11 protein-coding genes are annotated in these 10,868 nt (G+C 52.7%); 7 read left to right on the top strand and 4 right to left on the bottom strand.

Features of this window, described 5'->3' with window-relative positions:
- Nucleotides 1–85: 85 nt before the first annotated feature.
- Both ACP5D4_RS07315 and ACP5D4_RS07310 read right to left on the bottom strand, forming a co-directional pair.
- Nucleotides 86–1,003 (bottom strand): NAD(+) kinase, encoded by a 918-nt coding sequence (locus ACP5D4_RS07315; protein WP_428010970.1) that lies wholly within the window; start codon nucleotides 1,001–1,003, stop codon nucleotides 86–88.
- A gap of 74 nt (nucleotides 1,004–1,077) precedes the next feature.
- On the bottom strand, nucleotides 1,078–2,064 hold the full coding sequence (locus ACP5D4_RS07310; protein ID WP_428010969.1) for an SDR family oxidoreductase: 987 nt from the start codon (nucleotides 2,062–2,064) through the stop codon (nucleotides 1,078–1,080).
- 347 nt (nucleotides 2,065–2,411) lie between these two features.
- Here ACP5D4_RS07310 and ACP5D4_RS07305 point away from each other — a divergent pair, with 347 nt between their 5' ends.
- On the top strand, nucleotides 2,412–2,831 hold the full coding sequence (locus tag ACP5D4_RS07305) for an ArsR/SmtB family transcription factor (RefSeq protein ID WP_428010968.1): 420 nt from the start codon (nucleotides 2,412–2,414) through the stop codon (nucleotides 2,829–2,831).
- A 78-nt stretch (nucleotides 2,832–2,909) separates the two neighbouring features.
- On the opposite strand, the gene petM is transcribed toward ACP5D4_RS07305, so the two are convergent.
- Nucleotides 2,910–3,020, bottom strand: coding sequence for a cytochrome b6-f complex subunit PetM (gene petM / locus ACP5D4_RS07300; RefSeq protein ID WP_017660103.1), 111 nt, complete (start codon nucleotides 3,018–3,020; stop codon nucleotides 2,910–2,912).
- Nucleotides 3,021–3,282: 262 nt separating this feature from the next.
- Between petM and ACP5D4_RS07295 the strand changes: the two genes are divergently transcribed.
- The 6 genes from ACP5D4_RS07295 (at nucleotide 3,283) to ACP5D4_RS07270 (ending at nucleotide 9,609) form a co-directional block, all read left to right on the top strand.
- Complete coding sequence (locus ACP5D4_RS07295; protein ID WP_428010967.1) at nucleotides 3,283–3,774, top strand: flavin reductase family protein; 492 nt, start codon at nucleotides 3,283–3,285, stop codon at nucleotides 3,772–3,774.
- Between the two features lie 124 nt (nucleotides 3,775–3,898).
- Nucleotides 3,899–4,252: a phenylpyruvate tautomerase MIF-related protein gene (locus ACP5D4_RS07290; protein ID WP_428010966.1), complete on the top strand. Its 354-nt coding sequence runs from the start codon at nucleotides 3,899–3,901 to the stop codon at nucleotides 4,250–4,252.
- Between the two features lie 455 nt (nucleotides 4,253–4,707).
- Nucleotides 4,708–5,712, top strand: coding sequence for a Gfo/Idh/MocA family oxidoreductase (locus tag ACP5D4_RS07285; RefSeq protein ID WP_428010973.1), 1,005 nt, complete (start codon nucleotides 4,708–4,710; stop codon nucleotides 5,710–5,712).
- Between the two features lie 104 nt (nucleotides 5,713–5,816).
- A complete protein-coding gene (locus tag ACP5D4_RS07280; RefSeq protein ID WP_428010965.1) occupies nucleotides 5,817–7,007 on the top strand; it encodes a peptidoglycan-binding protein in 1,191 nt (396 codons plus the stop codon).
- 222 nt (nucleotides 7,008–7,229) lie between these two features.
- Nucleotides 7,230–7,799, top strand: coding sequence for a GNAT family N-acetyltransferase (locus ACP5D4_RS07275; protein ID WP_428010964.1), 570 nt, complete (start codon nucleotides 7,230–7,232; stop codon nucleotides 7,797–7,799).
- Nucleotides 7,800–7,887: 88 nt separating this feature from the next.
- Nucleotides 7,888–9,609 (top strand): ABC-ATPase domain-containing protein, encoded by a 1,722-nt coding sequence (locus tag ACP5D4_RS07270; RefSeq protein ID WP_428010963.1) that lies wholly within the window; start codon nucleotides 7,888–7,890, stop codon nucleotides 9,607–9,609.
- A 122-nt stretch (nucleotides 9,610–9,731) separates the two neighbouring features.
- On the opposite strand, the gene hrcA is transcribed toward ACP5D4_RS07270, so the two are convergent.
- Entirely contained in the window at nucleotides 9,732–10,814 is a 1,083-nt protein-coding gene (gene hrcA / locus ACP5D4_RS07265) for a heat-inducible transcriptional repressor HrcA (protein ID WP_428010962.1), read from the bottom strand.
- Nucleotides 10,815–10,868 lie beyond the last annotated feature (54 nt).

The following is a 10,868-nucleotide window of genomic DNA, read 5'->3' as shown; positions in this document are numbered from 1 at the left end:
TTTAATATCGTTATCTCCTCATCTCCTCATCTCCTCATCTCCTCATCTCCTCATCCCCTCATCTCCTCATCCCCTCATCTCCCCACTAAGGCAACTCCACCGAAGTCGGTTTGGCGATATGAGGCAAGCCCCAACCGAGCTTTTCTCGGAGGACGCGGAAGAATTCCGGAGCTCGCAAGCGCATAAACCGGGCGTTGTAAGGGGACTTTTGTAACACCACGCGATCGTCGGGGAGGACGTAACACCCAGCGTTTCCGTCTACCACCATCATCATGCGTTCGCGGGTGGCGGGAAACACCCGCACCGTCTCCGTATCCGAGAAAACCAACGCCCGCGACGCCAGAGAATGGGGACAAATCGGCACCAGTTGCATCACCTGCACGTCCGGCGTAATCACCGGGCCGCCCGCCGACAGGGCGTAAGCCGTCGAACCCGTGGGCGTGGAAATAATAATGCCGTCGGCGGCGATATCCACGGGAGCATGTCGCCCCACCGCCACCTCAAAATGACACATACTGGTCAGCGGTTCCCGATGCAGCACCATTTCGTTGAGACAGAGCGCTTCCCAAATCACCGTCTCGTCGCGAACCACCCGCACCACGATCGTAGTGCGTTCCTCGATTTGACACTTTCCCTCGATCGCCATCTCCACCGCTGGATAGAGTTGGCTAATATAGGTTTCCGTGAGAAAGCCCATGTGGCCGGTGTTGACCGTCAGTAACGGCAAGCCAATAGGCGCCACTTGACGGAACGCCGAGAGAACCGTTCCGTCACCGCCGAGGACAACGCCAAAATCCAAATCACTATCAAACCCCGGCGGCACTAAGCCGTCAACGGGCGTATGACAAACGGGGCTTTCAGGTTTAGAATGCCCCAAAATCCCGCCCATTCCCGTGGCCGTTCTTACTTCCGATCCCTGGTTTTCGAGTTGCTCTTTCAGTTCGATCGAAATTCGACAAGCAGCGGGTTTGCAATCGTTATAGATAATGCCAACTTTCGGCACGCTCCCAGTCCACCTAGATGTTTTACACTCCACTTTAACTGTAGTGTCTCATTTTTCGAGATCGACTTCGAGACCTATTTGGAGGACTTAAAGGGCGATCGCTGCCGTTTCTTGCGAGCTTTTTGTTGCTCCTGCTCGTATTCGATCTCCTTGAGCTTTTTGAGAATGCGGCTGTGATACTCCTGCATATACTCCTCGAGGGTCGTCATCTCCTTCGGATCGATGCCGAACACGGGATATACCGGAGTCATGTCCGCCGTCAGAGAGGTTCCCGAAGCTAACACTTCCGCAAAAGCTAAGCGATCGGCCACGTTCCAACCCCACTGGAAAAAGCGAGCCGCTTTGCGAACCACCCGCAACAACCCCAGCGGCGTGCGCGTAATTTTCGCCGTGCGTCCCGACAACCGCTCGCACAGTGCCACGATTTCTTCCGCACTCCAGGCGCGAGTTCCCACCACGGGGAAGGTTTGGTTTTCCGTTTCGGGAACCGACAAGGCGCGGACGGCAAATTTCGCCACGTCTTGGCTGTTGGCGTAGGCGACTGGGGCAGTGTTGCCCGTAATCCAAACCGTTTGGTTATCTAAAATGGGGATGGCGTACTGACCGATCAACCCCTGCATGAAGCCGCACAGTTGCAAAACGGTGTAGTTGAGTCCCGATTCGGCTAAGAACTCTTCCGTACAGCGTTTGATTTCCATCAAGGGGACTTGTGGATAGTCGCGGTTGTTGATAATCGAGCAGAACACGAACCGTTCCACTCCCGCTTCTTTGGCCGCTTGGATGAGGGCGACTTTCCCTTCCCAATCCACTTGTCGCACGCCGAGAGAATCGGTGACACGAGCGGTGGCGGCGTCGATAACGTGAGTGACCCCTTCTAAGGCAGGGGGAAGGGTCGCCGGATCGCACAGATCGCCTCGAACTAATTCGGCGCCCCATTTCCTGAGAAACGAAGCCCGGTTGAACCCTCTGACCAAGCATCGCACTTGATAGCCTTCATCTAGCGCTTGGCGGGCGATTTGTCTTCCTAGCGTGCCTGTTGCACCGACGATTAATAAGCTCATGGAGTTCTCGATAACGACGGTCGATCCTCTCAGTATCTTGAGAAAGGGAATCTGGAAAAATGGAATAATTAAGAAATGGAACGGTTTAGCCCCGGCTGGCCCGGTTCGACGGACGAGCTTTGTCGCAGACAGGAGGCGGCCTCTTGAAATAAGGCGACGGAACTCGTGACTGACGGCGATGGCAAAATCTGTAACTTGGCTCAAATGTTAACATATATTAACGGGGTTTCTGTGGAATTCTCATTTTTATCTGAAGGGTTTCCCCGCGCGATCGATCTCAACCCACGACGTACCAAGGCTCGACGGCTCTCCACTCACTCGAAACGTACATTCTCGTCTTTGACATCATGACTCATCTCCACTCATCTCAGCCTCAGCCTCCGTCTCAGCCATCAGAGGCGTCGGAAATGCCGAACTGTAGCGTCCGACATCCCGTCAATCTCGCGGACGTGCAAACGCGGAAATCTTTGGCGATCGACGTTGAAAAAGCGCAGTCTATGGCAGAATTCTTCAGTTGCTTGGGAGATCCCAACCGTCTCCGCATTCTGTCGGCGTTGGCGTTGGGAGAGCAATGCGTCTGTGACCTCGCGGCTGTGGTGAATATGAGCGAGTCGGCAGTGTCGCACCAGTTACGCACCTTGCGATCGCATCGTATCGTCGGCTATCGCAGGCAGGGACGCAACGTCTTTTATTATCTCAAAGACCACCACGTTCTCAATCTCTATCGCGACGTGGCCGAACATCTCGACGAACCGGAAGATTCTTAAGCTCGATGCGAGATCGACCTCGGTTGAGGGAAAATAGCTCTGTCGAGACTTCCCTCAACCGATCGATTCGGCTTCCAATTAGGCTTCTTCTTCGCCACCTTCAATTTTAAGGAGCAAGAAGCCCAGGGCTAACCCCAGCAGAATCAGGGTCGAGGACAAAATCGCTGCGTTGAAAATCTCTCCGCTCATCTTTTTTTTAACTCGATGTAACAAATCTCGTCTTTCAGTATAGAGCGGCAAGGTGCAATGTTACAGCCACTCTTCCCCATTCCCGGACCGCCAGAGACAGCCGCAACCCCCTCCCGCGAATTGGGTTCTGACCCCTCGACAGATGACGGGGAACAAGCAACTGTTTAGAATTACCGTAGCAGCGCGATCGCTTTTCCTATATTTTCATCGCGACGCCCTGCCAGTTTGAGCAACTTACAGCAAACAAGGGAAAAACACCACAATGTTAGACACGGACGACAAAAAAGCCGCGAAGAAGACACTGTTACGCAAAATCCCCCACGCCCTCTACATTTGTGGGGTCAAAGACGGCGAGAACGTCAACGGTTTCACCGCCAGTTGGGTGACGCAAGCCTCTTTCGAGCCGCCCTTAATCGTCAACTGTGTCAAAAACGACAGCGGCTCCCACGCCATGATTAAAGCCAGCGGCGTGTTTGCCCTCAGCTTCCTCGAAGCGGGACAAAAAGAGATGGCGCAGCAGTTTTTCAAACCCCAACGCCGCGTCGGAAACAAGTTTGAAGATGTGGAGTTCGTCCTCGGCGAAACGGGATGCCCCATTATTAAAGACGCTCTGGGGTATATCGAATGTAACGTAGTCGGCAGCGTCGAACACGGCGACCATACGGTTTTCGTCGGCGAAGTGATTTCCGCTGGCTTGCACCGCGATGGCGATATTCTGGAACTTTCTAGCACTGGATGGAGTTACGGCGGTTAAGGGAGGTGAGGTGATGATGAGGTGATGAGATGAGGAGAGAATTTCCCCCTCGTACCGTCATCCCATCATCGAAACTTCATCGACAAAGCTTTTTTGCAAATTGAAGCGATCGGAAAAACGACCTATGCCTTTAATGCAAGTGAAAACCTCTGCTGCGGCACCGGATAAAGCCGCTGTTGAAGGAATGCTCAAACAACTGTCTGCTAAGCTGGCGGGACATTTGGGAAAACCGGAATCCTATGTGATGACCGCTTTTGAGGCGGACGTTCCCATGACGTTCGGCGGGACGACCGACCCGGTTTGTTATGTCGAAATTAAAAGTATTGGCAATATGAAGCCCGCTCAAACTCAGGCCATGAGCGAGGATTTTTGTCAAGAGATCGAACAAGCCCTCGGGGTTCCAGCTAACCGCACCTATATTGAATTTGCGGACGCGGAACGGGCGATGTGGGGGTGGAACGGTTCCACTTTTGCTTGAGGGCGCGATCGACCGCTCTCTCGAATTCGACCCGATGTAGGGGCGTTGTCTGCAATGCTCCTACAAAAATGCTAAGAGTGGAACGAAAAACCGGGTTTTTTGGCCGACAAGTGCGTAACGCCTTAGAAATTCTATGAGGGAGGAAACCTCTGTTTCCCAACGCCACAATCGGGGGTTTCCTCAGTATTTTCTCCCAACTCTCTCGAGTTCGCGAGGCAACATATGCCGAAAATTCTCGGTCACGTCGGGGTTGGCGGACAGTATAGAAACTGTATTTGCAAAATCTTTACAATTCGAGACGCTGTGATAGTATCTGGGTAGTTTTGGGCAGTGTCAGGCTGCCGAAAGCGACTCTTCCGGTGCTGGGGGAGGTCTCCATTCCAAGTGTGTAAGAGAGTCTATCCGTGAATCATCCAAATAACACTGCGGGGACGAGCCAACCCGAGCCGCTTCGCATGGGTGTCATTGGGGTTGGCAATATGGGCCAACATCATACGCGGGTCTTAAGTCTACTTAAAGATGTGGAACTCGTGGGAGTGGCCGATATTAACGTCGATCGCGGACTGGATACGGCCAGCAAGTATCGGGTTAAGTTTTACGAGGATTACCGCGATTTGCTGCCCCACGTGCAAGCGGTTTGCATCGCCGTCCCGACGCGGTTACATTATTCGGTGGGAATGGCCTGTCTGAACGCCGGAATTCACGTGATGATTGAGAAACCCATCGCGGCCAGTTTGGCGGAAGCGGAAGACCTCGTCAACGGTGCGGCGGAATCGGGATGTATCCTGCAAGTGGGACATATCGAACGCTTCAATCCCGCGTTTCAGGAACTTAGTAAGGTTTTAAAAACGGAAAATGTTTTGGCGTTGGAGGCGCATCGCCTCAGTCCCTATTCCGATCGCGCTAATGATGTGTCGGTGGTGTTAGATTTGATGATTCACGACATCGATTTGATGTTGGAACTCATCGGAGATCGCGTGGTGAAAGTCTCCGCCAGCGGTAGCAGCATCTCGGGTTCGCCTCATTTGGATTACGTGACGGCAACGCTGGGATTCGCTAACGGGGCGATCGCCACGTTAACCTCGAGTAAGGTGACGCACCGCAAACGGCGATCGATCGCCGCACATTGCAAAAACTCTCTCACGGAAGCGGATTTCCTCAACAACGAAATCCTCATTCACCGTCAAACCACCGCCAATTACTCCACGGATTACGGTCAGGTATTGTACCGTCAAGACGGACTCATCGAGAAAGTTCGCACCAGCAACATCGAACCCCTGCACGCCGAGTTAGAACATTTCGTCAACTGCGTTCGCGGCGGAAACCAACCCTCGGTCGGTGGAGAACAGGCGTTACGCGCGTTGCGCTTGGCTAGTTCCATCGAACAGATGGCCATGGACGGGAAAGTGTGGCAGTCTCGAGATGCTGAATGGTGTCCGGAAGTGGCGGTTCGCAGTTAGGGGAAAATTGCCGAAATCGAGAAGAAGCGGTGACTTTGAGGGCAGAGCCGATAGAATCGGAAAAGGCTGTCTACAATAGAGTCACCGCTATTTTTTTTGCAGCTATGACCGTCAAACGCATCTTTCTACGACCCGGTGACGGTATTAAATCCAAGGCGTTCGTCGAACCCGTCAAAGAGTTACAACAACTCTTGATTAAACTCAAGCTACTTCCCGAGAGCGAACCGGTAGACGGGGAATTCGACTCTAAGGTGGAAAAAGCTGTGTGCGTTTTCCAGATGCGCCACGATCTTGAAGTCAATGGTATCGTCGGACTGAGTACCTGGGCTGAGATCGATCGTGTTCTGGGAATTTCCAGACAAAGGGACGAGAAACCGACTTCTGAAGACCCGGTAGACCAACCGGAAGAAGACCCGGTAGCAGACCCGGTAGACCCACCGAAAGAAGAACCGGACGATAAACCCCTGGAGATTCTGCGATTTCCGGTGTTGAAACGGGGGGACGGTTTGGACTATCCGGAACTGAGGGAATTCGTTCTCGTTCTGCAACAATATCTCAAAGATGCGGGGATTTTTCCTCCGGACGAAATTCTCGATGGGAAGTTTGGGTCGAACACGGAAGCCGCTGTCAAGCGGTTTCAGGCGGCGAACGGTCTGCTGGTGGATGGTTGGGTGGGTCGCGAAACCTGGTCGGTGTTAGTCAACGGCCCGGTTCGAGTGTACCAGCCCGATCGCCCGAAAGAAGGGGTTGGCAATTTCGATATTCCTCGTATTATCGCTTCGATTCCCTATCCTGACATTCGGGTGTACGCTCGCGAGTCGCTACCGTTGATTTTACAATCCTGTCTCGATAATGGTGTGACGGATTTGGGACAAATCGCCTATGTTTTGGCCACCGCCGAACATGAATCCCATATGGGAAAATGGATGCGAGAGTTAGCCAGCGGTTGGGATTATGAATGGCGATCGGATTTGGGAAATATCTACGCGGGAGACGGACCGCTTTATAAGGGACGGGGGTTCGTTCAGATTACGGGACGTGCGAACTATCGCCATTGGTCGGCGCGTTTGGGTATCGATTTGATTGCGAATCCCGATTTGGCGGCTCAGAAAGATATTGCGGCGAAAATTCTGGTTTTGGGAATGCGAGATGGCTCTTATACGGGTTACAGTTTGAGCGATTTTATTGCTGGGTCGGTGCGAGATTTTTATAACGCTCGTAAAATTGTCAATTGGCTCGATCGCGCTGCTCATATTGCGGGAATCGCAAGGGAATATTTACGAGCTTTGGAGTGATTTTGGAAAAGTGATTTTGGCGTTGTTGAAACGGGCGATCGCTTTTGCCTGAAATCCATCGAATTTATCAGATCCCCGGCATCTCTAAGATGCCGGGGATCTCGCCCTCAACCCTCAACTTTTCCGCTCGAAGATTCGATGGATTTTGAATAGGATTTTTAGATATCACTTTAATATATCATATATTGGATTGTATGTCTAGGCATTTTTTGTTTTTTTAATATGTCCGATCGACCAACAGTTTCCCATCCTCAAATTTCAATTCGCGAAATGATAATTGACGATATCGCGCCCATTTTTCATTTGGGAGAGGAGCTTTTTTCCAGCGAACTCTATCCGACGTTATATCGAACTTGGGACGAATGGGAAGTGACGGGAGCCTATAATACGGATTCCGATTTGTGTTTGGTGTCTGAAGTCGAGGGGCGATTTGCGGGATTTATTTTGGGAACGATCGTGGAGAAACGAAGCGATCGTAAATCCAACGTTTACAGTTACATTCGTTGGTTGGGGGTGAGTCCCGAGTTTCACCGAATGGGTATCGCGGGAAAGTTGGTCGATCGATTTATCGAACGAACCATCGGACAAGGTGCGGAAAGCGTTTTGATGGATACCGATCCCTCTAACGAAGCGGCGATTAATTTTTTTACCAATAAAGGGTTTAAAAATCCCCGACAGCACGTTTATTTATCGTTGAATTTGAGCGAACACGAGTATTATGGAAAGTTGCTCGATTACGAGCGCGATCGCGCGGAGCGAATTGTGGGAATGTTGCGCCGCTATCGTCAGTAAAAGGGTTGCCTCGCATTCAGGAACTTTCTCAAATATGGTAAGTTAACAGAGTTTGTCTGAAGAATGCCACTGCGACCCACACAGGACTATGACTGATTCAGATACCCTGTACGACCTCCTCCTCGACCTCGACAACCGAGGCTATAAGGCGTACAAAGACATTCAAGGACAATACAAGTTTCCCAACTTTACCCTGATTATCGACTACGTGCAGGGCGATCCCTTCGCCTCGCCGAGCAAACTCCGGGTGCGGGTTCCCCAGTCCGTGGCGCAATTTCCCGCCGAACTCTACACCACGCCGTCGCGAAATGTGGCGTTGCGGGACTATCTGACGCGACAGTTCGACGCGGCTTGTCATGGCGTCAGCCAACATCGGGGAACTGGGAAAAGCGGCACGATCGCTGTATGTTGCATGGGACAGGAGGTTCTCGATCGAACCTCTGCTTATATTAACGACGACTGGCTCGAATTGCGGTTTGTGGTGGGACTTCCGGCCCGGGGACGGCGTATCCTGGGACGACAGGCGGCTTATATGCTGTGCGAAGACGTTCCGGAATTGGTCGATCGCGCTTTGGTTTACGCTAATCTCAACGCGGCGGAAATTCGCCGTCACGTGGAAACCGTTGAAGATGCGGATTGGCTGCGATCGCAACTGTCGCCAAAGGATTTAGTGGCTTTTGTCGCTGACGGTGCGATTTTACCCCGTCGCAGCGGCGTCGACGATCGACCCTTGCCAAATAACGCCGTTCCCTTCGAGTCTCCAGAGTCTTTACGGGTGAGGTTCTCTCGACCCAATGGCGGCGAAATCTCCGGAATGGGGATTCCCAAAGGCGTGACGCTGATTGTCGGCGGCGGCTATCACGGAAAATCTACCTTACTGAGAGCGATCGAACTGGGGGTGTACGACCACATCCCCGACGACGGACGAGAATTCGTCGTCACCGACCCCACAGCGGTTAAAATTCGCGCCGAAGACGGTCGTTATGTGGCGGGAGTGGACATTTCGCCGTTTATTAACAATCTCCCTCAAGGTCAACCGACCACTTCCTTTTCAACGGAAAACGCCAGCGGAAGCACTTCTCAGGCGGCGAATATCGTCGAAGCTTTGGAAGTCGGTGCTAAGCTGTTGCTGATTGATGAAGATACCTCGGCGACGAACTTCACGATTCGCGATCGCCGAATGCAGCAGTTAATCGCCAAAGAAAAAGAACCGATTACGCCGTTTATCGATCGTGTCCGTCAACTTCTCGAAGAACAGGTGGTTTCGACGATTTTGGTGATGGGAGGAAGCGGCGATTACTTCGATGTCGCCGATACCGCTATTGCGATGACGGAATTTCGTCCCAGCGACGTCACCGACGAAGTGCGTCAAATTGCGTCGGACTTCGCCACCGGACGCCAACCGGAAGGCGGCGAGGCGTTTGGAGAGGTGCGATCGCGATCGATCGAACCCGACAGCATCGATCCCAGTCGCGGAAAGAGATCGATAAAATGGCAAGTTCGCGGAATCGACGAAATCGTCTTTGGAACTCAAGATATCGACCTGTCAGCGGTTCAGCAAGTAGTGGATGCGGGACAGTTGAGAGCGATCGCCGAAGCGATGGTATATCTCAAACAGGAATACGCCGACGGACGCCGAACCCTCACCGAACTCCTCGATTTAATCTTCTCCGACATCGAAACCCGAGGATTAGAGGTATTGTCACCGTTTCCTCAAGGGGATCTCGCTGAGTTTCGCCGCTTCGAGTTAGCTGCTGCGTTGAATCGCTTGAGAACCCTTCAGACAGCGAACAGGGGACAGTTTTCGTAGGGTGCGTGACTTGAAAAATCGGGTGTCGAACCTGAAACCGAGAAATGGTCACGCACCGACATCCCATCATCCCCTCATCCCCTCACCCCATCATCCCCTCATCCCCTCACCCCCTCACCCCCTCAACTCCCGAGTCGTTCCGAGAGATAGTTGGCGGCGGCTTCGGCGATGGAAATCGAGTCTTCGTACATCATGCGCGTGGGACCGAGGAGGCTGACGCTTCCGACGGGATGGGAACCGCGACGATACGTCGCCGAGACGAGGGTACAGGTCTGAATGGGTTCGAGGGGATTTTCCGAACCGATGCGGACGTTGACTCGTTTTCCTTTCCTTGTGGAGTCGGCGGGTTCGAACACTAGCGGAAATAACTGTTCCGGTTCGTCTTCGAGGAGGTGCATCAACGGCTGAACCTGTTGCAGTTCGGCGAATTCTGGCAATCGTAGCACGTCGGCGATACCGCTGATGGCGATGGGGACGACGGTGGGGGTTTGTAAGCGTTTGGCTAAGTCGGAAAAGAGGGTTTTTAGACTGTCGGCGTAGCGTTGGAATTCGCGATCGAGTTCTCCCCAGTCGAGATCGAGTAAGTCTGAAATCGGTCGTCCCCGTAACTGTGCGTTGAGGAAGTTCGAGAGAATTTGCAGTTCGCGATCGAGCAGTTCCGGTTCCAGGGAACTTTCGTTTTCCTCCTCGGGTAACGTCACCAGCGTCGACTGGGTTTCGTAAACGTCCGTCACCACGATCAGCATGATCTGACCCGGATCGACTTGAATTAGTTGCAGGTGTCGCAGTTGCGCCACTTGAGATTGTGGAAGGGTAATCAAGGCAATGTAACCGCTCAATTTCGAGAGAATTTGAGCGGCGCCTCGCAGCATCGCCTCGAGACTCCAATTCTCGACGTTTAAACGTTTTTCGAGCAGTTTTTCGGTTCGTTCGGCTCGGGTTTCCGAAAGCTGCATCAGGCGATCGACGTAGACGCGATATCCCGAATCCGAGGGAACTCGTCCGGCTGAGGTGTGCGGCTGATACAGCAATCCGGCTTTTTCGAGCCATCCCATCCCCGAGCGAATCGTCGCCGAACTGACGCTGAGGTTGTATTCCTCCACTAAGGCTTTCGAGCCGACGGGTTCGGCCGTGGCGACGTAGTGGCGGACGGTTGCCCACAAAATATGTTGTTGTCGTGCGGTTAACTCCACTGGCCCAAACATCGAGGTCAAATCGTCGTGTCTCAAAACGGTTTGTTATAAGGGTGCGATCGAAAC

It is taken from the genome of Baaleninema sp. (genome assembly GCF_049974805.1).
Classification (GTDB): domain Bacteria; phylum Cyanobacteriota; class Cyanobacteriia; order Cyanobacteriales; family Geitlerinemataceae; genus Baaleninema.
Note: the sequence above shows the minus strand (reverse complement) of the source record. Positions and strands in the feature narration are given on the sequence as shown.

What these genes read in the sequence shown, in the direction of transcription:
- ACP5D4_RS07310 (WP_428010969.1), bottom strand. Translation starts at nt 2,064, where the DNA reads ATGAGCTTATTAATCGTCGGTGCAACAGGCACGCTAGGAAGACAAATC.
- ACP5D4_RS07305 (WP_428010968.1), top strand. Translation starts at nt 2,412, where the DNA reads ATGACTCATCTCCACTCATCTCAGCCTCAGCCTCCGTCTCAGCCATCA.
- petM (WP_017660103.1), bottom strand. Translation starts at nt 3,020, where the DNA reads ATGAGCGGAGAGATTTTCAACGCAGCGATTTTGTCCTCGACCCTGATT.
- ACP5D4_RS07295 (WP_428010967.1), top strand. Translation starts at nt 3,283, where the DNA reads ATGTTAGACACGGACGACAAAAAAGCCGCGAAGAAGACACTGTTACGC.
- ACP5D4_RS07290 (WP_428010966.1), top strand. Translation starts at nt 3,899, where the DNA reads ATGCCTTTAATGCAAGTGAAAACCTCTGCTGCGGCACCGGATAAAGCC.
- ACP5D4_RS07285 (WP_428010973.1), top strand. Translation starts at nt 4,708, where the DNA reads ATGGGTGTCATTGGGGTTGGCAATATGGGCCAACATCATACGCGGGTC.
- ACP5D4_RS07280 (WP_428010965.1), top strand. Translation starts at nt 5,817, where the DNA reads ATGACCGTCAAACGCATCTTTCTACGACCCGGTGACGGTATTAAATCC.
- ACP5D4_RS07275 (WP_428010964.1), top strand. Translation starts at nt 7,230, where the DNA reads ATGTCCGATCGACCAACAGTTTCCCATCCTCAAATTTCAATTCGCGAA.
- ACP5D4_RS07270 (WP_428010963.1), top strand. Translation starts at nt 7,888, where the DNA reads ATGACTGATTCAGATACCCTGTACGACCTCCTCCTCGACCTCGACAAC.
- hrcA (WP_428010962.1), bottom strand. Translation starts at nt 10,814, where the DNA reads ATGTTTGGGCCAGTGGAGTTAACCGCACGACAACAACATATTTTGTGG.